Origin of the sequence: Paracoccus sp. (in: a-proteobacteria) (assembly GCF_030538755.1) — a bacterium.
Taxonomy (GTDB): domain Bacteria; phylum Pseudomonadota; class Alphaproteobacteria; order Rhodobacterales; family Rhodobacteraceae; genus Paracoccus.
In genome coordinates this window covers 112,124-137,404 of sequence record NZ_JAUNTJ010000001.1, presented here as the reverse complement: position 1 = coordinate 137,404, position 25,281 = coordinate 112,124, and the positions used below count along the sequence as shown (strand labels likewise).

The following is a 25,281-nucleotide window of genomic DNA, read 5'->3' as shown; positions in this document are numbered from 1 at the left end:
GCTGTCCTTTCAGTCGGCAAACAGATGCGGCGTTTCGGCCAGATCATGCGCCAGATCGCCGGAAACATCCAGAAACCGGGCCAGCGCGGCGGCATTGGCCTGACTGTCCGCATCGGCGCGAATCATCTCGAAGCGGCGCAGGTTCATGTCGCGCAGGGTCTCGACCTCATGCGCCAGATCGCGGCGCATGACCGGGATCAGCGATTCGATCCGCCCGGCCGAGGTATCCGCCCCGACCAGACCAATGCGGGCCACATGGCCGCGCAGGTAATCGTCGCTGAAATCGCAGTCGATATGCAGCACCCGCAGATCGGCGCGATCCGCCGCCAGATCGGCCAGAACCTCGGCATTCGCCGGGTCCAGACAGATCACCAGCCGACCGGCGTCAAAGTGCTGCATCAGCATCGCGATCATGGCGCGGCGATGGTGGTGCCGCTTGTCCCAGCCCTGTTCCAGCCCGCCCAGATCGGGCAGGTTCGCCTCGGATTCGTTGAACAGATAGTCCACCGCCGGAATCCCGGCCCGGTCGCGGATCGCCTGCGTCAGCCGCTTGGCAAAGTGCCATTTCTTGCACAGGATCACATGCAGCACATGCCCGCGCCCGACCTGCGCCGAGGCTTCCCATGCGCGCCGCCCAAAGCGCAGCCCGATACGCCCCTGCCGGGTCAGAAAGCCGTGCAGCTCGCGCCCCTCGCCGGAAATGGCAAAGTCGCGCCGCGCCGATTGCCACAACTGGCCCAGCCGTTCCTTCAGGTCCAGCGCCTCGGGGCTGATCTTGCGCGCGAACAGGTAATCCTGCCCCAGCAACAGGTCATAGTGATCGTTGTAAAACGTCACCGGCATCCCGTAATCGGTGAACATCAGAAAGGTCAGCGTCCGGGTGCGAATCTGATCGCGCGGCACCAGATGTGGCACCAGCGTCTGGAAAAACGTCTCGTCGGGAATCCAGGTGGTGGCAAAAAACCGCAGGATGTCGCGCCGGGCGTCGCAGAAGGTCAGGATTTTCTCGATCGTTTCGCGGCGCAGGCACCACCACTGGCTGCCGATCATTATCCGCAAGCCGTCAGGAATGGGCCGCGACCAGCCCATGCGCTGTTGCCATTCCATACTGCGATAGAACCAGGTTTTCTGGCGGCGTTCGTTGAACCAGTGGCGATAGATCAGCCGTTCTTCCTTGATCCCGGTCTTGATCCAGTCGCTTTCGAAAAAGTCAAAGGATTCAATATAGTCGCAATCCTCGCGGTCCAGCAGATCGCGGGCAAAGCCAGCCGATTTCACCGGCATGCAATCGCCCGACAGCATATAGAAATGCGTGGCCTGCGGAAAATCCGCCGCCGCCGCGCGCACCGCCTGCAAGGTGGCCGCGACCAGCGACCATTCACCCCAGCCACAGCGCACCCGCTTGCGCGCAAATGTCACGCCCGGATTGTCGGCCAGTTCGGCGCGGATGCGGGCGTAATCGTCTGATTTGGCATGTGCATCGAAATGAATCGCGACGAAGTCGCCCGTCTCGGTCAGTCGGCGGGCCTGCGCGATGATACCTTCGGGGTCCTTGTGGCACAGCAGAATAAAGGCGATCCGCGCCATATGGCTCCATCCGCAAGAATATGTGCAGCTTTTGACCGAACCCGTTGAAAGTTCCGGTCTGATTTGCTTTGTGTCTGTGAATGATTTTAGCCGTCTCGGCAAGCACCGGCAGGCACAACAGCCAGAAAAGGCAGAGTAACATGGGGTTTCCGGGCGTCTGGATGACCGAAAGCGAAAGCATGATCTATCGGGTGGTGCCGAAATGCGCCTGCTCGTCCATCGGTCAGATCATGTTCCACTCCGATCATGGGCGCTATTTCGACGGTGACATCCACGACGCGAAAGACGGGCTGCACAAATGGGCGCGCCGCGAAAGCGAGGATGCGATCGAACGTGCCGTGCGCGCACATGACGCGGTGGTGTTCACCTGCGTGCGCAACCCCTACAGCCGCATCCTGTCGTCCTTTTTCGACAAGATCGCCGGGATTCAGCGCAACGGCCGCCGCTATCGCGGCAATCTGGTGCCGCAACTGATCCAGCGCTACGGGGTCGAGGTGGGCAGCCCGGATGACGGCTTTGACTTTGATCAGATCAAATCCTTCCGCCGCTTTCTGCTGTTCGCGCGCGACACCATCCGCTGGCGCCGCCCGATGGAACCCGACATCCACTGGTCGGCCATGTCGGGCCACATCTCGACGTTCATCGTGAACGGCGGGCGCTACGACCAGATTTTCTTCACCGAAAAGTTCAACGAAGGGATGCAGCGCGTGCTGGATGCCGCCGACACGCCCGTAACCATGGACGTGGAACAGGTGCCCAAATTCAACGAATCCGAAGGGCACGGGCCAAAGCGGGCGCATAAGGTCAGCGACTATTTCGACGATCTGTCGCGGCATCTTGTCTGGGAAATCTACAAAAAGGATTTCCAGTTGTTCCGCTATGACTTCGACAACCCCGACAACAAAATGCCCAAGGGCGAAGTCGATCTGGACGAGGTTCACGCAAAGCTGGGCCGCTGATTCCGGCGGGCCTGCCCGGCCCAACGCATCCCGATATGCCCGAAACGAAAACGGCGCCCCCGTTACCGGAAGCGCCGCGATCTTGCCCAAAGGCCGGGTCTGAAATCAGACCGCGCCTTTGATAAAGTTCACCGCATCACCAAAGGTCTGGATGGTCTCGGCTGCATCGTCCGGGATCTCGATGCCGAATTCTTCTTCAAAAGCCATGACCAGCTCAACCGTGTCGAGGCTGTCCGCACCCAGATCATCGATGAACGAGGCGGTTTCAACCACCTTGTCTTCGTCAACGCCCAGGTGTTCCACCACGATCTTCTTCACGCGATCAGCGATATCGCTCATGTCACTTCCTCATGTTCGCGGGCATCCGCCCAACAGCGCCGCCCCTTTGCCCATCACGGGACTCCGGCGGAGCAACGACAGCCGAGGGCGGTTTCCCTTCGGCCTTACGCCGGGGATATAGCAAGCCAAGCCCCCCATGCAACCTTAAACAAAGCAATTCAGACAGGCAGTTCACCCTTTGGGCAGAATGCCGGTCCCGGCTCAGATCATCGCCATGCCGCCATTCACATGCAGCGTGGTCCCGGTCACGTAACCGGCCTCGACACTGGACAGGAACAGAACGGCGGCGGCGATTTCCTCGGGCGTGCCCATGCGGCCCGACGGGATCTGCACCAGAATCTTGCTTTTCTGATCGTCGGTCAGCTTGTCGGTCATGGCGGTGCCGATGAAACCGGGCGCGACACAGTTCACGGTGATGTTGCGGCTGGCCACCTCGCCCGCCAGCGACTTCGACATGCCAACCAGCGCCGCCTTGGCAGCGGCATAGTTCGCCTGCCCCGGATTGCCACGCGCCCCCACGATCGAGGTGATATTCACGATCCGCCCCCAACGGGCACGCATCATCCCCTTCAGAACGGCGCGGCACAGCCGGAACGAGCTGGTCAGGTTCACATCCAGAACCTGCTGCCATTCCTCATCCGACATGCGCATGAACAGATTGTCACGGGTGATTCCGGCGTTGTTCACCAGAATATCGACAGCCCCCATCACATCCGCCGCCGCCTTGGGCAGCGCATCCACCGCCGCCGCATCGGACAGATCGCACGGCAGCACAAAGGCCCGCTCACCCAGCCGGTCCGCCAATTCCCGCAACGGCGCCTCTCGCGTGCCCGACAGACCCACCGTCGCCCCGGCCCCATGCAGCGCCTCGGCAATCGCACCACCGATCCCACCCGAAGCGCCCGTCACCAGCGCCGCCTTACCCGTCAGATCGAACATCCCTGCCTCATCTTTGGTCTCTAAATATCCCGGGGGTCCGGGGGCTGGCCCCCGGTCCCACCTTAGCCCTTCAGCGCCGCCAGATCACCCGGCACACCAAAGTTCCGCACGGCCACATCCGGGGCAATCCGCCGGATCATCCCGGACAGAGCCTTGCCCGCGCCGATTTCCCAAAACTCGGTCACGCCGCCCTCGGCCATATTGGCCACCGACTCGCGCCAGCGGACCACGCCCGTCACCTGCTCGACCAGCAGGCGGCGGATCGCGCCGGGTTCCACCACACCTTCCGCCCGCACATTGGCGACCAAAGGCACCGCAGGCGCGGCAATCTCGACCGCGGCCAGCGCATCGGCCATCACGGCGGCGGCAGGCTGCATCAGCGAACAATGAAACGGTGCCGACACCGGCAGCATCAGCGCCCGCTTGGCGCCGCGTTCCCTGGCCAGTGCGGCGGCGCGTTCCACCGCATCCTTATGGCCGGAAATCACTACCTGCGCCGGGTCATTGTCATTGGCGGCCTGACAGACCTCGTCACCCGCCGCATCGCGGGCCAGTTGATCGACAGCCTCGAAATCCAGCCCCAGAATGGCGGCCATCGCGCCCTGCCCGACCGGCACCGCCTCTTGCATGGCCTGACCGCGCAGGCGCAGCAGCCGTGCCGTATCCGCCAGCGTCAGCGCGCCCGCCGCGCACAGCGCCGAATATTCGCCCAGCGAATGCCCGGCCACAAAGGCGGCATCGGTGACGGCAAAGCCCTCGGCCTCCAGCGCGCGCATCGCGGCAATGGATGTGGCCATCAGCGCGGGCTGCGCGTTGCGGGTCAGGGTCAGCGTTTCGGCATCACCTTCCCAGATCAGCGCCGACAGGCTTTCGCCCAAAGCTTCGTCCACTTCGTCGAATACGGCCTTTGCCGCCGGATATGCGGCGGCCAGATCGCGCCCCATGCCGATGGTCTGCGCGCCTTGGCCCGGAAAAACGAATGCCCGCATGATTTTCCCCTGATTATTACCAGCCCGGTCTAGCCTGACCACCGCCCCGAAACAAGAAGGGCGAGGCAATCGCCCCGCCCTTTGCAGTCCAGAATCAAGGCCGGATCAGCCGACCAGTTCCAGCCCCGAGAAAAAGAACGCGATCTCGCGCGCGGCCGATTCCGGGCTGTCGGAACCGTGGACCGAGTTTTCGCCCTTGGACAGCGCGAAATCCTTGCGGATGGTGCCTTCGGCGGCCTCGGACGGGTCGGTCGCGCCCATCACTTCACGGTTTTTGGCAATGGCGCCTTCGCCTTCCAGCACCTGCACGACCACGGGTTCCGAGGCCATGAATTCGCACAGCTCGCCATAGAAGGGGCGCTCTTTGTGTTCGGCATAGAACTGGCCAGCCTGCGCCGGCGACAGGTGGATGCGCTTGGAGGCGACGACGCGCAGGCCGGCATCCTCGAACTTGGCAACGATCTTGCCGGTCAGGTTGCGCTTGGTGGCGTCGGGTTTGATGATCGAAAGGGTGCGTTCGGTGGCCATGATGTCCTCGATTGGCTGTCGCGGGCCGCGCCCGCGTCACAAGATGCGCGCCGGTTATCAGCCCAGCCGCGCGGGCGCAAGTTCGGGCCAGCCGCCGCCGTCCATTGCCTCGGCCAGAATCGCGGCTGTCACCGGACCAAGGGTAAAGCCCTGATGCCCGTGCCCGAAATGCGCCCACAGCCCCGGCTGGCCGGGCACCGCGCCGACCACCGGCAGCATGTCTGGCATACAGGGGCGCTGCCCCGACCAGACCGGCCCGGCGGGATCGCCCGCCCCCAACAGCCCGCGCGCCGCCGCCCGGCCACGCGCCAGTTGCGGCGGCGCGGGGTGCGGGCTGCGGCGCAGATCGGCGGCGGTGCAGATACGCAGCCCGGCGCGCATCGGCGTCATCACCACACCATGATCGGCATCCATCAGCGGGCGGCTGAGCGGTGCGGCATCGCTGAAATGCTGGTGATAGCCGCGTTTCAGGATCATCGGCACCCGCAACCCGAACCGTGCGCAAAGGCCCGGCGACCATGGGCCAAGCGCGATCACCGCATGTTCCGCGCCCTGCCCCGCCGCGCGCCATCCCGCACCGTCACGCGCCAGATCGGCCGCATCGCCCTGCACGATCTGCCCGCCGCGCGCCGCAAACAGCGCCGCATAGGCCGCAACCAGCCCAGCCGGATCGGCGCAGGTCCATGTGCCGCCCCACAGCACCGCCCCGGCCAGCCGCTGGCGCAGCCCCGGCTCGGCCATGGCCAGCGCATCGGCGTCCAGCACCTGCGCCGGCACGTCGTAATCGCGCAGAAAGCGTTCGGCCAGCGCCGCCGCCTGCGCCATCCCGGCAGCGGTGCGGTGAATTTCCAGATAGCCGTTGCGCCGGATCAGCGCATCGGCCCCCGCCGCCGCAACCCATGCCGCATGAGCCGCCGCCGATCCGGGGATCAGGCGGCGATAGGTCGCCACCGCGCGGGCAAAGCGCCCCGCCCGCGAATGCCCCGCATAAGACAACAGCGCCCGCGCCTGCCCCAGCACGCCAGCGGGCGTCCAGCGCACCTCGCCGCTGCGGCCCATGGCGATGCGGGCCAGATCGCGCGGGGCCAGCGGCATGGCATAGGGTTCGACCGCCTCGGTCTGGATGAACCCGGCATTGCCGTGGCTGGTTTCCTGCCCCGGCCCGCGCCGGTCGATCAGCACCACATCATGGCCGCGTTCCTGCAAGGCCAAGGCAGAGGACACGCCGACCATCCCGGCGCCAAGTATCAGAACGCTGCTCATGTCATCCTTTCACGGCAGGCAGAGATGGCGCGCGACAGCGCCGGGCGGATGTCGGCGGGCGGGGCATAGCCGTGCCCGGCGGCCAGCGCGCTGGAGATCAGCTTGGCCCGCATCCCCTCGGGCCGGGTCAGATCATGGGTAAAGCGCCCGCCCCAGCCGGCCAGTTCGGCAACCAGCGCATACCATTCGCTCACGCTGCGATCCCCGCCCGCGCCGGTGTTCAGCACCGGCGGCAGGTCGGCCAGACGGGGCAAGGCATCCAGCACAAAGCGGGCCAGATGATCGGCGTCCAGAAACTCGCGCCGGGCCTGCCCGCTGCCCCAGATCTGAACCGTGTCGGCCCCGCTGGCCTGCGCGGTCAGCACCTTGTGGATTGCCGCCGCCAGCAGATGCGCGCCGGGCTGGCCAAAGTGATCGTCAACGCCGAACAGGTTGCAGGGGATAAGCGTGCGATAGGCCCTCCCCGATCCCGACAGGTAATCGCACAGCCGTATCCCGGCCAGCTTGGCCAGCGCATAGCCTTCGTTCGTGGGTTCCAGCGGCGCGGCCATCAGATCGGCTTCGACCAGCGGCTGGCGATAGTCGCGCGGATAGACGCAGCTTGAGCCGATGAACAGCAGCCGCCCCACCCCCGCCGCAGCAGCGCCGGTGATGACGGCATCGTTCATGCGCAGGTTATCGGTCAGAAACCCCGCCGGATCGGCGATATTCGCGGCGATCCCGCCCACGCGGGCGGCGGCGTGGATCACGGCATCGACCGGGTTCGCGACCAGCCAGGCGGCCACCGCCGCCCGGTCGGTCAGGTCCAGTTCGGCACGGGCGGGGGCGATCAGCGTGATGCCGCCGCCCGCCTGCCGCCGGATCGCCCGACCCAGCAGCCCGTTCCCGCCGGTCAGCCAGACGCGCATCAGTTCCGCGCGTAAACGTCTTCATAGCGGATGATGTCATCCTCGCCCAGATAGGCGCCGGTCTGCACCTCGATCAGCACCATCGGCACCTTGCCGGGGTTTTCCATCCGGTGGACCGAGCCAAGCGGCACATAAATCGACTGGTTTTCCGTCACCAGCGTCACCTTGTCATCGACCGTCACCCGCGCGGTGCCGCTGACCACAACCCAATGTTCGGCGCGGTGGACATGGCTTTGCAGCGACAGCGCCGCGCCCGGTTTCACCACGATCCGCTTTACCTGAAAGCGGTCGGCCAAGGCCAGCGTTTCGAACCAGCCCCACGGGCGATGATCGCGGCGGAATGCCTCGGCCTGTTTGGCACCCTTGGCCTTCAGCGCGGAAACCGCCTGCCGCACGTCCTGCGCGCGGTTCATATCGCCGACCAGAACCGCATCGCTGGTGGCGACGACCATCACATCCTTCAGCCCGATGCCGACGATTTCGAAATCGTCATGTTCACAGCGCAGCAGCACGTTATCGCAGTCAATCGCAGTGGATTGCGCATCCGTCACCACGCCCCGTTCGGCGGGGGTATCGCCCTGCGCCTCGCGCCAGACGGCATCCCAGCCGCCCAGATCGGACCAATGCGCGGAATAGGCGACCACGGCCAGATTGCCGGCCTTTTCCATCACCGCATAGTCGATGGATTCGTCGCCCAGCCCGTTCCACGGGTCCGCCGCCAGCCGCAAAAAGCCCAGATCGGTCTGCGCCTGATCGACAGCGGCCTGCACCGGGTCAAGATAGGCGGGCGCGTGGTCGCGGAAGGCCTGAATCATCGTATCGGCGGCGAACAGGAAAATCCCCGCGTTCCACAGGTAATTGCCCTCGGCCAGCATTTCAGCGGCGCGGGCGGCGTCAGGCTTTTCGACAAAGCGGCGCAGCGGCAGCGCGCCCTCGCCGGTGCCTGCGACCTCAAGATAGCCATAACCCGTTTCAGGCCGCGTCGGCGTGATGCCAAAGGTGACGATCTTGCCGTCGCGCGCCGCAACCGCGCCGGTTTCCACCGCCGCACGGAACGCATCCGCATCGGGGATCACATGATCCGAGGGCGCGACCAGCAGCAGCGCCTTGGGGTCGCGCCGTGCCGCCATCAGCGCCGCCGCCAGCACCGCAGGCGCGGTATTGCGGGGCGAGGGTTCGATCACGATGGCGTCAGGCACCATGCTGATCTGATCCAGTTGTTCCGCCACGATAAAGCGGAAATCCGCCCCGGTCATCACCACCGGCGCGGCATAGCCCGCACCCGACAGCCGCCGGGCCGAATCCTGAAACAGCGAGAAATCGCCGGTCAGATGCGCGAATTGTTTGGGAAAGCTTTTGCGCGACACGGGCCACAACCGGGTGCCCGATCCGCCCGCCAGCAATACGGGGATAATATCGTTACTCATTCCAGAACTCCGAATGCGCGGCGTGCAAGCCGCTCTGTTTCCAGCAGGCGCCGGTCCTCGGCCACCATTTCGGCGACCAAATTCGCAAAATCGGTGCGGTGCGTCCACCCCAGACGTTCGCGCGCGCGCGAGGGATCGCCTAAAAGGCGTGGCACCTCGGTCGGGCGGAAATACACCGGGTCGATACGGATCAGGGCGCGCCCGCTGGCCGCGTCATGGCCGGTTTCGTCCAGCCCCTGCCCGCGCCAGTCCAGCGTGATGCCGACCTGCGCAAAGGCGAGGCGGCAGAAATCGCGCACCGAATGGCAGGTGCCGGTGGCCAGAACGTAATCGCCCGGCGCATCCTGTTGCAGCATCAGCCACATGCCCATCGCGTAATCGCGCGCATGGCCCCAGTCGCGCAGCGCATCCAGATTGCCCAGATACAGCGTCTCTTGCAGCCCCAGCGAGATCGCGGCCACGGCGCGGCTGATCTTGCGGGTGACAAAGGTTTCGCCGCGGCGCGGGCTTTCATGGTTGAACAGGATGCCGTTGCTGGCGTGCATCCCATAGGCCTCGCGATAGTTGCGCACCGTCCAGAAGGCATACAGCTTGGCCGCCGCATAGGGCGAGCGCGGGTTGAACGGCGTGTCCTCGTCCAGCGCGGTGTCATATTGCCCGCCATACAGTTCAGACGTGGATGCCTGATAGAACCGCAGCCTGTCGGTCAGGCCCAGCAGGCGCACTGCCTCAAGCATACGCAGGGGGCCGATGGCGTCCACCTCGGCGGTGTATTCGGGCTGGTCAAAGCTGACGCGGACATGGCTTTGCGCGGCAAGGTTATAGATCTCGTCCGGGCGGGTGTCGGCGATGATGCGGGTCAGCGTCGTGGCGTCAACCATATCGCCGTAATGCAGATGCAGGCGGCTGCCGGAATGCGGATCAATCGACAGATGGTCGATCCGCCCGGTGTTAAAGCTGGAGGACCGGCGCTTGATCCCGTGAACCTCGTATCCCTTGGCCAGCAGCAGTTCGGCCAGATAGCTGCCGTCCTGCCCGGTGATGCCGGTTATCAGCGCGCGTTTCGTCATGCCCTGCCCTTTGCCACGGCATCCATCACCTGCGCCAGCCGGTCAAGCTGGGCGGCGATCGGGTAATGGTGGTTGCCGGTGAACAGCCCCTCGCTGTCGATCCGGTCGGCCACGGGCGTCGGCCCGGCGACGCTGTGATCCAGCCGCGCGATCACCGGGTTGCGCAGGAAATTCCCCGCCACGACGGGCCGCGATTCGATCCCCGCCGCCGTCAGCGCCGCCACCACGTCCGCCCGCCGCCCGGCCAGCGCGCCTTTCAGCAGCAGCGCAAAGCCGAACCACGACGATTCGCCGGTCTCCGCCTGAATATCCACATGCGGATGCCCCGCGAACAGGCGCTGAAACTGCGCGGCATTGGCGCGGCGCGCGGCGACAAAGCCATCCAGCTTCGCCAGTTGCGTCAGCCCGACCGCGCCCGACATTTCCAGCGGGCGCAGGTTCCAGCCCGGCAGCACAAAGCGGAACTGCCGCGCAAACGGGTCGGGATCGAGGGGCAGATGCGTGTCATCGGGCAGGCCGCGCGTCCAGCCATGCGCACGCAGGGACAGCATGTTGTCATAAAGGCGGCGGTCGTCGGTGATGACGACGCCGCCCTCCATCGTGCACATATGGTGCGAGAAAAAGGTCGAGAACGTGCCGAACAGGCCAAAGGCCCCCGCCGCGCGCCCGTCCATCCGCGCGCCCATGGATTCGCAGTTATCCTCGATCAGCAGGATGCCCGCAGCGTCGCAGATGTCGCGCAGCCGGGTCAGTTCGGCAGGGTTGCCCAGCAGGTTCACCGCCAGCACGGCGCGGGTGCGCGGGGTGATGGCAGCGGCGACCTGATCGGGGTCGATGTTCAGCGTGTCGGGCCGCACATCGACAAAGCGCAGCCGCAGCCCCATCTGGCTGACCGGAAAATAGGTGGTGGACCAGCTGACGGCGGGCACGATCACCTCGTCCCCCGGCTGCCAGCCAAGGTCGGGGTGATGAAACGCCGCCGCCAGCCCCAGCAGATTGGCCGCCGACCCGCTGGAGGCCATGACGGCAAAGCGCGCCCCGAAATGCGCGGCAAACGCCGTCTCGAACGCGGCGACCCGTTCGCCCATGGTGAACCGGCCCGAGCGGATCACGTCTTGCAACGCGCCCGTCTCGGCCTCGTCCCAGGTGGTGGTGGCCAGCGGATAGAACAAATTCAGCCCTTGATTGTCCGCCGTTGGCGATAACGGAAAACGCCGCTCAGGCCAAGGGGCTGCGGCGGTCAGCGGGGCGCAGGGTGTTTCCTGACCAAAGGAACCGCCGCAATCCCCGCCGCATCACAGGGTTGCAGAAAACTGATGCAGCGGAATGTCACCTCGATCCGGTCAAAATCCATTCCGCGAAGGCGCGCCCATGGCCCAAGGGTTTTACCGCCCTTTTGCAGCGATACCTTGCGCCGCAAAAGGGCGTCCGGCCTGGTGACAAGGCCATTCAAAACAAAAACATGATCGGGCGATTGCATCAGCACCACCCGGCATTCCGCATATCCGCCGGTAAAATATTCAGATGTTTCATGGCACATGCCACTGACAACCGAAATATCTTTCAGCAGAAATTCCCCTTGATCGCGAACGGGCGAAACCTTGCCCCAAAGAACAAAGGCCCCGCCCGCGATAATGGCAATCAGCGCGACACGGATTGCGCGACGCATGATTTACTGACGGCCAGCCCGACCAGAGCCATCTGTATCTCGCAGTTTTCGCCAAGGCCGCTGCGTGTCCGGCAATGGCCGGTTCGCGACATTTTCACCGGGAACTGGCGGATGACGGGGTTGTTTTCCGCCTCGCGCGTGGGGCGCAACAGGGCAACATCGCCCGAATTGTCGCGCCCCTTGATCTTTTTATACGACCAGCCATCGAAATCGGTAAAGAAAACATATCCATCCGGCGCCACCACCTCGACCCCATGAGAAATGTTTCCACCATCACAATTGGCCCGTGCCGTTCTGCCAACGCCGGTATTTTTCGCAGCCCCGGCGCAAACATCCACGACGACCTGCATGTCATTCAGACTGCACGCCAAAGACACCCCCGGCAATGCACAAGAAAAGCAAACTGCAACAACAGCCATCCTCATTGAACCACCCTCCATGATACATTCAATATGAATATATCAATTCAGGCGATTCGGCTATTATTTTATCGCCTGCCCGGAAATATAAGTTTCCGCCACCGCGCGATCATCGCCCATGGTTTGCAGAATGAACAATTCCTCGGCCAGCGTTTCGGCGCGTTCCATGCGCAGCGCCATGGCGGGGGTGGCGCGGGCGTTCAGCACCACCAGATCGGCATCGCTGCCGGGGGCAAGGGTGCCGATGCGGTCCTGCATCCCCAGGGCGATGGCATTGCCGCGCGTGGCCCAGTGAAAGCTGGCAAAGGGGTGCATCCGGTGCCGGTGCATCTGCTGCACCTTGTAGCCCTCGGCCATGGTTTGCAGCATGGAAAAGCTGGTGCCGCCGCCGACATCGGTGGCGATGCCGGTCACGATCCCCGCCGCGCGCAGCCCCGCCTGATCGAACAGGCCCGAGCCCAGAAACAGGTTCGAGGTCGGGCAGAAAATCGCCCGGCAGCCGGTTTCGGCCATGCGCGCGATTTCGCGCGGGGTCAGATGCAGGCAATGCCCCATCAGGCTGCGCGGCCCCAGCAGGCCGTGCTGGTCGTAGATGTCCAGATAGTCGCGCGCCTGCGGATACAGCGACAGGGTATAGGCGATCTCGTCGTGGTTTTCCGACAGATGCGTCTGGATGTGGCAATCGGGGTTTTCCCGCGCCAAGGCCCCCGCCGCCGCAAGCTGTTCCGGGGTCGAGGTAATCGCAAAGCGCGGCGTGATCGCATAGCGCAGCCGCCCGCGCCCGTGCCAGTCGCGGATCAGCGCGGCGCTGTCGTCATAGCTGGCCTGCGCAGTATCCTGCACGGCGGGGATGGCGTTGCGGTCCATCATCACCTTGCCCGCGACAATCGCCATATTGCGCGCTTGGGCGGCGGTGAACAGCGCCTCGGCGCTGGTCTTGTGGACGGAACAAAAAGCGGCGGCGCTGGTGGTGCCATGGGCGATCAGCTGATCCAGAAACAGCCCCGCCATCCGCGCCGCATGGGCCGGGTCGGCATAATCCGATTCCGCCGGAAAGGTGTAATCGTTCAGCCAGTCCAGCAATTGCCGCGCCCAACTGGCGATCACCTGAATCTGCGGGAAATGGATATGCGGGTCGATAAAGCCCGGCAGGATCAGATGCGGCCTGTGATCGGTTTCGGGCAGGCCATCGGCGCGCAGATCGGCATAATCGCCCACCGCCTGAATCCGGCCCTCGGCAATGATGATCGCCCCGTCGGGGTGATAGCGGTGGTTGTCCGCCGTCTCGGCAGGGTCGGCGTGAAAGCCAAGGACGCGGCCCCGGATCAGATGTCGCATGGATATGCCTTCGGGCAAGAGATGGTAAGGGTGGCGATGATTTCGGCGGCGGTCATCGCGGCGATGACCTCGGGCCGTTTGTCGGGCGGCCCGCCTGCGCCGATGGGGCAGATCAGCCGGGCCGGATCAAGGCCCCGCGCGCGGGCAAAGCGGGTGAACTGCGCCCGTTTCGTGGCGCTGCCGATCATGCCGATATAGGGCAGGTCGTCGCGGGCCAGCGCCTCGGCCGCCAGCAGGAAATCCAGCGCGTGATCGTGGGTGACGATCACCACGGCGCTGCCGGGGCGGGCGGCGCGGATTTCGGCCTCGGGCAAGGGGGTCAGCCGGGCGGACAGGCCGGGCGCGCGCGCCAGTTCGCCGGCGCGGCTGTCGATCAGCAGCGGGGCCAGCGGCAGCAAGGCCAGCGCGCGGGCCAAAGCGCGGCCCACATGCCCGGCACCAAAGATCAGCACATCAGGGCGTGGCGGTTCGGGGGGCATCGCCTGAACTGCGGCCAGCGACAGGGTAACGCGGCCCCCGCAGCACTGGCCGATCTCTGGCCCCAGCGGCACATCCATGCGGGCGCGGGCTTCGCCATGCACCAGCATCTGCCGGGCGCGGTCGATGGCCATATATTCCAGCGCACCGCCGCCGATACTGCCCTGCGTGGCATCCGCGGTGACGGTCATCGCCGCGCCAGCCTCGCGCGGGGTCGAGCCTTGCGCCGCCTCGATCCGCACCCGGATCATGGGCGCAGCCGTTCGATGGCGGTCAGCACCCGTTCCGGCGTGGCGGGCGCATCCAGACGCGGCGCACGAGCGTAATCCGCGACCGAGGCCACGGCATGGCCGATCGCCTCGAACACGGAGATGCCCAGCATGAAGGGCGGCTCGCCCACCGCCTTGGACCGGCCCACCGTCGGTTCGGCATTCACACTATCGGCCAGCGCCACGTTGAAGATGCGCGGACGGTCAGATGCCAGCGGGATCTTGTAGGTCGAGGGCGCATGCGTGCGCAGCCGCCCGTCATCGGACCACCACAGTTCTTCGCTGGTCAGCCAGCCCGCGCCCTGCACGAAAGCGCCCTCGATCTGGCCGATGTCCAGCGCCGGGTTCAGGCTGCGGCCCACGTCATGCAGGATGTCGCTGCGCAGGATGCGATATTCGCCGGTCAGCGTATCCACCGCCACTTCGGAACAGGCAGCCCCGCAGGCAAAGTAATAGAACGGCCGCCCCTTGCCGGTGGCGCGGTCCCAGTGGATTTTCGGCGTCTTGTAAAACCCCGCCGCCGACAGATGCACCCGCGCCATATAGGCGGCGCGGATCGCCTGTTCCCACGGAATCGCCGTATCGCCCGCCATGATCTGCCCCGGCGCAAAGCGCACCTGATCCGGCGGGCACTGCCAGCGCTCGGCGACAAAGGCCACCAGCCGCGCCTTGATCTGGTCAGCGGCATCCAACGCCGCCATGCCGTTCAGGTCGGTGCCACTGGACGCCGCCGTGGCCGAGGTATTGGGCACCTTGCCGGTGGATGTGGCGGTGATCCGCACCCGGTCCAGCGGGCATTGGAACGCATCGGCCACCACCTGCGCCACCTTGGTGTGCAGCCCCTGCCCCATTTCCGTGCCACCGTGGTTCAGCGCGATGGACCCGTCGGCATAGACATGCACCAAGGCCCCGGCCTGATTGAAATGCGTCGCGGTAAAGCTGATCCCGAACTTGACCGGAGTCAGCGCGATACCGCGCCGGATCACTCCGCCCCGTGAATTCCAGTCCAGCACCGCCTGCCGCCGGGCGGCGTAATCGCAGCCCTGTTCCAGCTGATCGAACAGGCCGGGCAGCAGGTCATCCTCGATCTGCTGGTGATAGGGGGTCAGGTCGCCGGGGCGATACAGGTTGGCGCGCCGCACCGCCAGCGTGTCACGGCCCGTGGCATAGGCGATTTCCTCGATCATGCGTTCGGCGGTCAGCACGCCTTGCGGGCCGCCAAAGCCGCGAAAGGCGGTGTTGCTGACCGTATTCGTCCGCATCGGATGGCTGGACAGCCGGACCGAGGGGTAGAAATAGGCATTGTCGGCATGAAACAGCGCCCGATCCGTCACCGGACCCGACAAATCCGCCGAAAAGCCGCAGCGCGCCGCCAGATCGGCCTGAACGGCAGCAATGCGGCCCTGATCGTCGAAACCTACCTGATAATCCACCACGAAATCATGCCGCTTGCCGGTGGCGATCATGTCATCGTCGCGGTCGGGGCGGATTTTCACCGCCCGGCCCAGCCGTTTCGCGGCGATGGCGGCCACGCAGGCGAACAGGTTCATCTGCGTTTCCTTGCCGCCAAAGCCGCCGCCCATGCGCCGCACCGAAACCGTCACCGCATGGCTGGCCACGTTCAGCGCATGGGCCACCATATGCTGGACCTCGCTGGGGTGCTGGGTGGAAACGAACAGCGACACCTCGTCCCCCTCGCCGGGCAGGGCAAGGGCGATCTGGCCCTCAAGGTAAAAGTGGTCCTGCCCGCCGATGGCGATGCGCCCGGAAATGCGATGCGGGGCGCGGGCCATGTCGGCCTCGGCATCACCACGCCGCAGGGTCAGCGGATCAGTGACATAGCCGGTGCCCGCCGCCTGCGCGTCCTGCGGGGTCAGCACATGGGGCAGCGGATCGTAATCGACCCCGGCCAGACGCGCCGCCCGGCGGGCCTGATCGCGGGTCCGGGCGATGACGGCAAACAGCGGCTGGCCCCAGAACCGCACCACGCCATCGGCAAGGATCGGGTCGTCGCCAAGCCCGTTCGGCGACACGTCATTCACCCCCGGCAGATCCGCCGCCGTCAGCACATCAACCACGCCCGGCGCGGCCCGCACCGCATCCAGATCCAGCCGCGCGATCCGCCCATGCGCGCATTCCGACAGCCCCAGACAGGCGTGCAGCGCATCGGCGGGCAAAGGCAGATCGTCGGCATATCCCGCCTGCCCGGTCACATGCAGCGCGGCAGATTCATGCGGAATGCTGCGTCCGGTCATGGCTGCACCTCCTCCAGCCGCACGGGCGCGCCCTGCCCCGACTGTTCCAGCCAGAACCGCCGGATCAGATTGGCCGCGACCTGCGCGCGATAGGCGGCACTGGCGCGCATATCGCTCATCGGGGTGAAATCGCCCGCCACCGCATCGGCAGCAGCCTGAAACGCCGCCTCGGCAAAGGGCTGGCCGCGCAAGGCCGCCTCGGCCCCGGCGGCGCGTTTCGGCACACCCGCCATGCCGCCAAAGGCCAGCACGGCATCGGTGATGGTGCCGCCCCGCACCTCGACCCGCATCCCCGCCGCAACTGCGGTAATGTCCGAATGCGCCCGCTTGCTGACCTTATAGGCCGCCAGCCGAGCGTCAGGGCCGGGGCGCGGAATGATGATCTGCTCCACGAACTCGCCCGGCGCGCGGTCCTGCCGGCCATAGTCGATAAAGAAATCCGCCACCGCCAGCCGCCGCCGCACATCGCCCCGCCGCAGCACGATCTGCGCCCCCAGCGCGATCAGCACCGGCGGCGTATCCCCAATGGGCGAGCCATTGGCGATATTGCCGCCGATGGTGCCCATGGCGCGCACCTGCCCCCCGCCGATCCGCAGCCAGTAATCGCGCAGCGCCGGAAAGTCGCGCGCAATCAGCGGCAACGCCTCGGCATAGGTCACGCCCGCGCCCAGCCGGATGTCAGGGCTGCCGGGGCTGGCCTCGACCCCCTTCATCAGATGGCCGGTCAGGATCGCGGGGGAAATGTCGCGCAAATGCTTCGTCACCCACAGCCCGACATCCGTGGCCCCGGCCACGATGGTCGCCTGCGGATGTTCCAGCAGCAACGCGGCCAGATCATCGGTATCCGCCGGAATGATCGCCCGGTCCGCACCCCGCGCCACATCCACCCGCCCGCGCGGGATCGCCGCCAGCCGCGCCGCCATCGCCGCACGACCCAGGGCCAGCGCATCCGCCTCCTGCCCGCGCACCGCCGCCGCAGCCAGCGCCGCACGGATGATCGGGGCATAGCCGGTGCAACGGCACAGATTGCCCTGCAAGGCGGTCTCGACGCCCGCTTCACCACCCCCGGCCCCGCTATGCCACCAGGCACAAAGCGCCATGACAAAGCCCGGCGTGCAAAATCCGCACTGGCTGCCGTGATGATCGACCATCGCCTGCTGCACCGGATGCAGCCCGCCATCCGCAGCGCGCAGATGCTCGACCGTGACGACATGACAGCCATGGCACGAGGCCAGCAGCCGGATACAGGCGTTCACCGGCTCGTAAACCAGCCCCGCATCCGTCATCCGGCCCACCAGCACCGTGCAGGCACCGCAATCACCCTCGGCGCAACCTTCCTTGGTGCCGGTCAACCCCCGGTCCAGCCGCAGAAAATCCAGCAGAGTATCCCGCGCGCCAATCCGATCCAGCACCACGTCATCATCATTCAGAACAAATCTCAGCGCGCTCATGGCTTGCTACTTTCCATCACTTGCCCAGCTTTGCCGCATCGCCCCCCGAACACAACCTGACATATCTTTGGTCCAGAAATATCCCGCAGGGGTCCGGGGGTGCGAAACCCCCGGCTTTGGGCGGCTCATCCCCGCATGGCGGCACGATACCAGCGGATGATCGCATCCCGCTCATCCGGTTCCATGAACGAGACATTGGCCGGCGGCATGGCTCCGGTCACGCCCGATTGCAGATAGATCGCGCGGGCATGGCGGGCCACATCGGCGGGGGTTTCCAGAAACACCCCCTTGGGCGCATGGTAAAGGCCCGGCCAGCCGGTTTCGCGCGCATGGCACATCGAACAACGCCCCATCACCGCCGCGGCTGCATCATCAAACCCCTCTGCCGCGGCAAAGCGCGCCTCGGTCGCCGTCAGCGCGCGGTTGGCCGAGGCGTCATGGCTTTCCTGCCGCAACCCGGCCGAGGACAGCGCCATGATCGCCACGAACAGCATGGCGGTAACGGCCCATGTCCACCACCGCATCCCCTTGCGGGCGTGCATGGTGTTGAAGAAATGCCGGATCGTCACCCCCATCAGAAACACCAGCGCCGCGATCAGCCAGTTATACCGGCTGGCAAAGGCCAGCGGGTAATGGTTCGACAGCATCAGAAAGATGACCGGCAGCGTCAGATAGTTGTTATGCGTGGACCGCAGCTTGGCGATCTTGCCGTATTTGGGGTCAGGCACGCGCCCGGCCTGAAGATCGGCCACCACGATGCGCTGGTTCGGCATGATAATCAGGAACACGTTGGCAGTCATGATCGTCGCCGTGAACGCCCCCAGATGCAGCAGGGCGGCGCGGCCGGTAAAGACCTGATCGTAGGCCCAGCCCATCACCACCAGCGCCGCGAACAGCAGCAGCATCAACACCGTCGGGCGCTCGCCCAGGGGCGATTTGCACAGCGCGTCATAGATCAGCCAGCCGACCGCCAGCGACCCGGCCGAAATCAGCACCGCCTGCCAGATCGCCAGATCGGCCTTGGCCGGGTCGATCAGATACAGATGCGCCCCCGCCCAATAGACCACCGCCAGCAGCGCAAAGCCCGACAGCCAGGTCGAATAGCTTTCCCATTTGAACCATGTCAGATGTTCCGGCATCCGGTCCGGCGCGACCAGATATTTCTGGATATGGTAAAACCCGCCGCCGTGAACCTGCCATTCCTCGCCATGCGCCCCCTTGGGCAGATGCGGGGCCTTTTGCAGCCCCAGATCCAGCGCGATGAAATAGAAGGACGATCCGATCCATGCAATCGCGGTGATGACATGCACCCAGCGGATCGCGAACTGCGCCCATTCCCAGATGATGATGCTGTCCGGTATCATCCTAGCTGCCCCGATAGGTCGAATAGCCAAAGGGCGACACCAGCAGCGGCACATGATAGTGGTCGTCCTGCGACATGCCAAAACGGATCGGGATCACATCCAGAAAGCGCGGGCTTTCGGGCGCAATCCCGGTCGCGTCCATCCATGCGCCTGCGTGGAACTGTAACTCATAGACACCGGGGGCAAAGTCATCCTGCGGCAGGATGGGCCGGTCGGTGCGGCCATCGGCATTGGTGCGCAGCCGCGCCAGTTCGGTGCGGGTGGTGCCGGTCAGACGGAACAGCACCACCTCCATCCCTGCGGCGGGCTGCCCGCGCGCGGTGTCCAGAACATGAGTCGTCAGATAGCCGGGCATATTGCCTCCTTCCCTTTGGGGGATAGTGCCGCGCCTGCGCGCCGGGGGCTAGTGGCTTGCCATCCGGGCGGCAGCACCGGCGGCGGCACGGTCCGGTTCGGGGGTGCCGTTAAAGAGCCAGTTCAGCACCACCGCGCTGACCGCCGCCAGCAGGATGCCCGAATGGATCAGCGGATGGATGGCATCGGGCAGCCATTGCCTGAACTGCGGCGCGACCAGCGGAATCATCGCCACCCCGACCGACACGGCCACGATCAGCGCATTGTGCCGGTTGCCCTGAAAATCGACCTTGCCAAGGATGCGCACGCCGGTCGCGGCCACCATGCCGAACATCACCAGCCCGGCCCCGCCCAGAACCGTGGTCGGCAGCGATTCGACCAGCGCGCCCATCTTTGGAATCAGCCCCAGCACGATCATGATCGCCCCACCCGCCACGCAGACGAACCGCGACCGGATGCCCGTCACGCCCACCAGCCCCACGTTCTGGCTGAACGAGGTATAGGGAAAGGTGTTGAAAATCCCGCCCAGCAGCGTGCCCAGCCCATCGACGCGCAACCCGGCAGCCAGTTCGCGCCGACCAATGGGGCGGTCGCACATCTCGGACAAAGCCAGAAACATGCCGGTCGATTCGATCATGACCACGATCATCACCAGAACCATGGTCAGGATCATCACCGGGTCAAAGGTCGGCATGCCGAAATGGAACGGGATAATCGGGCCGAACCATGCCGCCTGACCCACCTTGGCGAAATCCATCATGCCCAGCATGGCGGCGACGCCGCCGCCCACCACGATACCGATCAGCACGGCGATATTGGCCCAAAACCCCTTGGCAAAGCGCGATACGATCAGGATCGTGCCCAACACCAGCGCGGCGATCAGCAGGTTTCCGGGCGTCGCATAGGCCGGGTTCGGCACTGTCGCGGCCAGCCGCGCGCCTTGTGGCATGGCCCCGGCGGCAATCGCCTGATCCAGCATCGCCTGCTGCGCCGGATCGACCAGCATCGGCGCGGTCGGCCCGGCCTGCAAACCAAAGATCCAGTTGATCCCGATGGGCATCAGGCTGATGCCGATGGACAGGATCACCGTTCCGGTGACGACCGGCGGAAAAAAGCGCAGCATCCGGCTGACCACCGGCGCCAGCAGAATCGCGATCAGCCCCGCCGCGATCACCGCCCCGAACAGCGCCCGCGCACCCTCGGTGCCGCCGGTCTGCCCGGCAATCGCCACCATCGGCCCCACGGCGGCAAAGGTGACACCCATCATCACCGGCAGGCGGATGCCGAAATATTGCGTCGCGCCAAAGCTCTGGATGATCGAGGCGATGCCGCACACGAACAGATCGGCCGAGATCAGAAAGGCCACCTCATGCGGGGGCAGGTTCAGCGCCCGGCCCACGATCAGCGGCACGGCGATGGCCCCCGCATACATCACCAGCACATGCTGCATCCCCAGCGTGAACAGACGCGGCGCGGCAAGAACATGATCGACGGGATGGCGAATCGTGTCGGCCATTTCGGCTCCTTTTTCCGGGTCGGCATGTGGGTGCGGGCCACCCCGTGGCAGAGGTCGCCCACGCGGATATGCCGTGAACCGTATCAGAAAACGCCCTGTGCGGGGGCTGATAAATGAAATTCCGCCCGGCCGGCCGCCGCATTCCGCCGCTGTGCAGAAATCGGGCAGATCCGGCGGCGCTGCGCCCGGCCTGCGGGCAGAACGCCGCCCTGCGTCGGTTCAACCCCTTGGCATCCCCGGACATTCCCCTATCCTGCCCGCCCTGACGACAGGAGCAGAAAGATGCCCGAACAACCGCGCCGCCGGGGTCGCCCGCCCAAAGCCAAGCCCGCCGCCCCCGCCACCGTTCAGGTGCTGGACCGGGCGCTGGACCTGCTGGACCGCATCGCCCGATCCGGGGCCGCCGGGCTGACCCTGACTGAAATCGCGGCCCAGACCGGGCAAGCCGCCTCGACCGTGCATCGGCTGCTGGCCTCGCTGGGGGCGCGGGGCATGGTCGATACCGACCCGGCCACACAGGTCTGGTATATCGGGCCGGAAACCTATCGGATGGGCGCGGCCTTTCTGCGCCGGGGCGGGCTGGCCGAACGGGCTGCGCCGATCCTGCGGCGGCTGATGCAGGCGACCTCGGAAACGGCCAATCTGGGCATCCGCGATGGCGATGCCGTGCTGATCGTGGCGCAGACCGAAACGCCGCGCCCGATCCGCGCGCTGTTCCCGCCCGGCACCCGGCTGCCGCTGGCGACCTCGGGGCTGGGGCGGGCGATCATGGCGCTGGACACGGACGCGGACGATATGGAACTGGTGGCGACCCGCGCCCGCGGCTTTGCCCTCGACCGCGAAGAGGTCGAGCCGGGAATGCGCTGCGTCGCCGCCGTCGTCACCGATGCACAGGGCAGCCCCATCGCGGCGATCTCGATCAGCGGGCCGACCCACCGCGTCGGCCCCGAGCATCTGAAAACCCTTGGCGCCGCCGTGACCGAGGCCGCGCGGCAGTTGTCACAGGCCATGGGTGCCGCGATGCCGGATTAAGCGGCCTCGGCTGGGGCTGAACCCATTCATCACGCGGTTGCAGGGCGGTCGAGCGGTTGCGACGTGGTGGCCCCCGCACGATCAGGTCGGTTTCGGCCTGATAGGACCAGCTTGCATCGTCGTGGCAGGTGATGGCGATGCGATAGCGTTCGGTGCGGAAGGCCTGATCCAGAAACTCATTCGTGGTGATGCCGTAGGTCGCCGCACCCCGCCGCGCCTCGACGGAAAAGCTGCGCGCATCCGCCGATGCCCTGCCCGCCGCCAGCAGCGATTGCCCGCGCAGAATCGCCAGCGTCTGCAAGCTCAGCCCCGTGGCCGGTTCCCATAACCAGTAACCAACCTGATCGTGAAAGATCGCGGCCTCGTTCGGGGTGGTGATATGGATGTGATAGCGCAGCCCATAGAACACCTGCGGCCCATTTGTCTGCGGGTCGATCGGCGCCATCGTGATGGTTTCGGTAAAGGGCTTGCGCTGTGGCCCGTCGGCCTTGGGGCTGGAATCCTGCCCTGCGTCCGCCCGCCATGTTCCGGCCAGCGGGCGCAGCGGGCCAAGGTTGGCAGGGTATCGGGATCGGCATCGGATTCGGCAAAGATGTCGGCAGGCAGGCGCATCGCAGCATCCTTGTTCAGGCTATGCCCAAGAATTGACCGCCCGCCGCCCCCCGGTCTGGCCAGCCCGCGCCGCCCCCTTGCCCTTGGCCGCGCAACCGGCTTTGCTGACAGCAACAATGCGAAAGGAACCCCGATGCGCTACAGCCGCGACATGCGAGGCCATGGCCCCCGGCCACCCGATCCGCAATGGCCGGGCGGGGCCAGAATCGCCGTGCAGATCGTCGTGAATTACGAAGAAGGCAGCGAAAACAGCATCGAGCATGGCGATACCGCATCCGAGGCCTTCCTGTCGGAAATCATCGGCGCGCAGCCCTGGCCGGGGCAGCGGCACTGGAACATGGAATCCATCTATGACTACGGCGCGCGGGCGGGGTTCTGGCGGCTGTATCGGCTGCTGGCGGATGTGCCCGTCACCGTCTATGGCGTCGCCACCGCGCTGGAACGCGCGCCCGAACAGGTGGCCGCGATGCAGGCGGCGGGCTGGGAAATCGCCACGCACGGGCTGAAGTGGATCGACTATCGCGATACCCCGCGCGAGGTCGAGGCCGATCACATCGCACAGGCGATCGCCCTGCACCGCGCCGTCACCGGCAGCCGCCCGCTGGGGTTCTATCAGGGGCGCACCAGCATGAACACGGTGGCGCTTGGCTGCGAGGAAGGCGGGTTCGAATATCTGGCCGACAGCATCGCCGACGACCTGCCCTATTGGCATGTCCACAACGGCAGGCCGCAACTGATGGTGCCCTATACGATGGACGCCAATGACATGCGGTTTTCCTCGGGTCAGGGGTTCGGCACCGGCACCGATTTCCTTGACTATCTGCGCGACAGCTTTGACATGCTGTATGCCGAAGGCCGGGCGGGCGCGCCAAAGATGTTCAGCATCGGCCTGCATTGCCGGCTGGCCGGGCGTCCGGGGCGGGCAATGGCGGTGCAGCGGTTTCTGGATCACGCCCGCGCCCATGACGGCGTGTGGTTCGCCACCCGGCTGGACATCGCCCGGCATTGGGCCGCGACGCATCCCTATCAGCCGCGCCTGCGCCCCTCGCAGATGGATCGCGCCGCATTTGTCGATATGTTCGGCGGCATCTATGAACATTCCCCCTTTATCGCGCAGCGGGTGTTCGAGGCCGAAATGGGCGCGGTTCACGACAGCGCCGCCGGTCTGGCCGCGCGGATGGCGCAGATCTTCCGGCAGGCCTCTGATGACGAAAGGCTGGCCGTGCTGCGCGCGCATCCCGATCTTGCGGGCAAGCTGGCGCAGGCGAAACGGCTGACCGCCGAATCCACCGCCGAGCAGGCCAGCGCGGGGCTGGACGCGCTGACCGACGATGAGCGCGCGGCCTTTACCCGGCTGAACGCCGCCTATACCGCCAAACACGGCTTTCCCTTCATCATCGCCGTGCGCGACCATGACAAGGCGGGCATCCTTGCCGCCATGCAGCGCCGCGTCGATCACGACACCGCAGCCGAACGCGCCGAGGCCGAACGTCAGGTCATGCGCATCGCCGCGCTGCGCCTGAGCGAGGTGCTGACATGACCCCCCCCGACACCGACGCCCGCCGCGACACCGGGATTGGCGCAGGCAGCGCCCCGGCCCCCGGCACGGGTGGCCCCGCCGATCAGCCGCCCGCGGGCGCGCCGACCGGCGATCCGGTCCGCATCACCCAGCCTGTCGCGCCCGGTCCCTATGCCGGGCCGGTGGCCGGACTGCCGCCGCAAAGCGGGCTGACCACCGATACCGCCGTCTTTACCAACGCCTATGCCGTGATCCCGCGCACCGTCATGCGCGACATCGTAACCAGCTATCTGCCCGGCTGGACCGGGATGCGCATGTGGATGATCGCGCGCCCGTTGTCGGGCTTTGCGGAAACCTTCAGCCAATATATCGTCGAGCTGGCCGAGGGCGGCGGCTGCGACACGCCCGAGGACGACCCCGAGGTGCAATCGGCCCTGTTCGTCACCGGCGGCGATCTGGATGTCACCATCGACGGCCAGACCCATAACCTGCACCCCGGCGGCTTTGCCTATATCCCGCCCGGCGCGGCATGGTCGGTGCGCAACGCCACGCCCGGCAACTGCGGCTTTCACTGGTGGCGCAAACGCTGGCAACCGGCGGCGGGCATCGGCAAGCCCGACGTGATCGTGGTGCAGGAACAGGACGTTGCGCCCTCGCCCATGCCCGATACCGATGGTGCCTGGGCCACCACCCGCTTTATGGACCCGGCCGATCTGCGCCACGACATGCACATCACCATCGTCACCTTTCTGCCCGGCGGCACCATCCCCTTTGCCGAAACCCATGTCATGGAACACGGGCTGTTCGTGTTAGAGGGCAAGGCCGTCTATCGCCTGAACCGCGACTGGATCGAGGTCGGGCCGGGCGATTTCATGTGGCTGCGCGCCTTTTGCCCGCAAGCCTGCTATGCTGGCGGGCCGGGGCGGTTCCGTTACCTGCTGTATAAGGACGTCAACCGCCACGCGCCGCTGTGGCGGAACGGTTAGCCCGCCGTTCC

23 protein-coding genes are annotated in these 25,281 nt (G+C 65.9%); 4 read left to right on the top strand and 19 right to left on the bottom strand.

Translation table 11 applies throughout. The features are described 5' to 3' along the window. Nucleotides 1-9 precede the first annotated feature (9 nt). Nucleotides 10-1,587 (bottom strand): DUF5928 domain-containing protein, encoded by a 1,578-nt coding sequence (locus tag Q4G14_RS00715; RefSeq protein WP_303359796.1) that lies wholly within the window; start codon nucleotides 1,585-1,587, stop codon nucleotides 10-12. A gap of 140 nt (nucleotides 1,588-1,727) precedes the next feature. Here Q4G14_RS00715 and Q4G14_RS00710 point away from each other — a divergent pair, with 140 nt between their 5' ends. After that, nucleotides 1,728-2,546: a sulfotransferase family protein gene (locus tag Q4G14_RS00710; protein WP_303359795.1), complete on the top strand. Its 819-nt coding sequence runs from the start codon at nucleotides 1,728-1,730 to the stop codon at nucleotides 2,544-2,546. 105 nt (nucleotides 2,547-2,651) lie between these two features. Here Q4G14_RS00710 and Q4G14_RS00705 read toward each other — a convergent pair whose 3' ends face one another. The 17 genes from Q4G14_RS00705 to Q4G14_RS00625 form a co-directional block, all read right to left on the bottom strand. Further along, entirely contained in the window at nucleotides 2,652-2,885 is a 234-nt protein-coding gene (locus tag Q4G14_RS00705; protein WP_101498706.1) for an acyl carrier protein, read from the bottom strand. Between the two features lie 201 nt (nucleotides 2,886-3,086). Continuing rightward, on the bottom strand, nucleotides 3,087-3,824 hold the full coding sequence (gene fabG / locus Q4G14_RS00700) for a 3-oxoacyl-ACP reductase FabG (protein ID WP_303359794.1): 738 nt from the start codon (nucleotides 3,822-3,824) through the stop codon (nucleotides 3,087-3,089). 62 nt (nucleotides 3,825-3,886) lie between these two features. Beyond that, on the bottom strand, nucleotides 3,887-4,813 hold the full coding sequence (gene fabD / locus Q4G14_RS00695; RefSeq protein WP_303359793.1) for an ACP S-malonyltransferase: 927 nt from the start codon (nucleotides 4,811-4,813) through the stop codon (nucleotides 3,887-3,889). Between the two features lie 105 nt (nucleotides 4,814-4,918). After that, entirely contained in the window at nucleotides 4,919-5,341 is a 423-nt protein-coding gene (gene ndk / locus Q4G14_RS00690; protein ID WP_303359792.1) for a nucleoside-diphosphate kinase, read from the bottom strand. A 57-nt stretch (nucleotides 5,342-5,398) separates the two neighbouring features. Next, the gene (locus Q4G14_RS00685; protein ID WP_303359791.1) at nucleotides 5,399-6,604 is read right to left on the bottom strand and encodes an FAD-binding oxidoreductase; all 1,206 of its coding nucleotides are present in this window, start codon (nucleotides 6,602-6,604) and stop codon (nucleotides 5,399-5,401) included. Continuing rightward, the gene (locus Q4G14_RS00680; RefSeq protein ID WP_303359790.1) at nucleotides 6,601-7,512 is read right to left on the bottom strand and encodes an NAD-dependent epimerase/dehydratase family protein; all 912 of its coding nucleotides are present in this window, start codon (nucleotides 7,510-7,512) and stop codon (nucleotides 6,601-6,603) included. The genes Q4G14_RS00685 and Q4G14_RS00680 overlap by 4 nt, the downstream gene beginning before the upstream one ends. Continuing rightward, nucleotides 7,512-8,939, bottom strand: coding sequence for a mannose-1-phosphate guanylyltransferase/mannose-6-phosphate isomerase (locus Q4G14_RS00675; RefSeq protein ID WP_303359789.1), 1,428 nt, complete (start codon nucleotides 8,937-8,939; stop codon nucleotides 7,512-7,514). The genes Q4G14_RS00680 and Q4G14_RS00675 overlap by 1 nt, the downstream gene beginning before the upstream one ends. Beyond that, a complete protein-coding gene (gene gmd, locus Q4G14_RS00670; protein ID WP_303359788.1) occupies nucleotides 8,936-10,009 on the bottom strand; it encodes a GDP-mannose 4,6-dehydratase in 1,074 nt (357 codons plus the stop codon). Before gmd ends, Q4G14_RS00675 begins: the two co-directional genes overlap by 4 nt. Then, nucleotides 10,006-11,181: a DegT/DnrJ/EryC1/StrS aminotransferase family protein gene (locus tag Q4G14_RS00665; protein ID WP_303359787.1), complete on the bottom strand. Its 1,176-nt coding sequence runs from the start codon at nucleotides 11,179-11,181 to the stop codon at nucleotides 10,006-10,008. The genes gmd and Q4G14_RS00665 overlap by 4 nt, the downstream gene beginning before the upstream one ends. Before the next feature lie 469 nt (nucleotides 11,182-11,650). Then, nucleotides 11,651-12,118, bottom strand: coding sequence for a hypothetical protein (locus Q4G14_RS00660; protein WP_303359786.1), 468 nt, complete (start codon nucleotides 12,116-12,118; stop codon nucleotides 11,651-11,653). Between the two features lie 42 nt (nucleotides 12,119-12,160). Next, nucleotides 12,161-13,435: a guanine deaminase gene (gene guaD, locus Q4G14_RS00655; RefSeq protein ID WP_303359785.1), complete on the bottom strand. Its 1,275-nt coding sequence runs from the start codon at nucleotides 13,433-13,435 to the stop codon at nucleotides 12,161-12,163. Further along, nucleotides 13,423-14,163: a xanthine dehydrogenase accessory protein XdhC gene (gene xdhC / locus Q4G14_RS00650; RefSeq protein ID WP_303359784.1), complete on the bottom strand. Its 741-nt coding sequence runs from the start codon at nucleotides 14,161-14,163 to the stop codon at nucleotides 13,423-13,425. The genes guaD and xdhC overlap by 13 nt, the downstream gene beginning before the upstream one ends. Continuing rightward, the gene (gene xdhB, locus Q4G14_RS00645) at nucleotides 14,160-16,436 is read right to left on the bottom strand and encodes a xanthine dehydrogenase molybdopterin binding subunit (RefSeq protein WP_303359783.1); all 2,277 of its coding nucleotides are present in this window, start codon (nucleotides 16,434-16,436) and stop codon (nucleotides 14,160-14,162) included. The genes xdhC and xdhB overlap by 4 nt, the downstream gene beginning before the upstream one ends. After that, the gene (xdhA, locus tag Q4G14_RS00640; RefSeq protein ID WP_303359782.1) at nucleotides 16,433-17,887 is read right to left on the bottom strand and encodes a xanthine dehydrogenase small subunit; all 1,455 of its coding nucleotides are present in this window, start codon (nucleotides 17,885-17,887) and stop codon (nucleotides 16,433-16,435) included. Before xdhA ends, xdhB begins: the two co-directional genes overlap by 4 nt. Before the next feature lie 125 nt (nucleotides 17,888-18,012). Continuing rightward, complete coding sequence (locus tag Q4G14_RS00635) at nucleotides 18,013-19,248, bottom strand: urate hydroxylase PuuD (RefSeq protein WP_303359901.1); 1,236 nt, start codon at nucleotides 19,246-19,248, stop codon at nucleotides 18,013-18,015. Between the two features lie 4 nt (nucleotides 19,249-19,252). Then, nucleotides 19,253-19,606 (bottom strand): hydroxyisourate hydrolase, encoded by a 354-nt coding sequence (gene uraH / locus Q4G14_RS00630; RefSeq protein WP_303359781.1) that lies wholly within the window; start codon nucleotides 19,604-19,606, stop codon nucleotides 19,253-19,255. A 48-nt stretch (nucleotides 19,607-19,654) separates the two neighbouring features. After that, a complete protein-coding gene (locus Q4G14_RS00625; RefSeq protein WP_303359780.1) occupies nucleotides 19,655-21,121 on the bottom strand; it encodes a nucleobase:cation symporter-2 family protein in 1,467 nt (488 codons plus the stop codon). A 282-nt stretch (nucleotides 21,122-21,403) separates the two neighbouring features. On the opposite strand from Q4G14_RS00625, the gene Q4G14_RS00620 reads away from it, so the two are divergent. Then, a complete protein-coding gene (locus tag Q4G14_RS00620; RefSeq protein WP_303359779.1) occupies nucleotides 21,404-22,153 on the top strand; it encodes an IclR family transcriptional regulator in 750 nt (249 codons plus the stop codon). Here the strand turns inward: Q4G14_RS00620 and Q4G14_RS00615 are convergent. Next, a complete protein-coding gene (locus Q4G14_RS00615; RefSeq protein ID WP_303359900.1) occupies nucleotides 22,041-22,697 on the bottom strand; it encodes a heme-binding beta-barrel domain-containing protein in 657 nt (218 codons plus the stop codon). The genes Q4G14_RS00620 and Q4G14_RS00615 overlap by 113 nt on opposite strands. 201 nt (nucleotides 22,698-22,898) lie before the next feature. On the opposite strand from Q4G14_RS00615, the gene puuE reads away from it, so the two are divergent. Continuing rightward, nucleotides 22,899-24,305 carry an allantoinase PuuE gene (puuE, locus tag Q4G14_RS00610; RefSeq protein ID WP_303359778.1) on the top strand — a complete coding sequence of 469 codons (1,407 nt, stop codon included), beginning with the start codon at nucleotides 22,899-22,901 and terminating at the stop codon, nucleotides 24,303-24,305. Beyond that, on the top strand, nucleotides 24,302-25,270 hold the full coding sequence (locus Q4G14_RS00605; RefSeq protein ID WP_303359777.1) for a bifunctional allantoicase/(S)-ureidoglycine aminohydrolase: 969 nt from the start codon (nucleotides 24,302-24,304) through the stop codon (nucleotides 25,268-25,270). Before puuE ends, Q4G14_RS00605 begins: the two co-directional genes overlap by 4 nt. The last annotated feature ends 11 nt before the right edge of the window (nucleotides 25,271-25,281 follow it).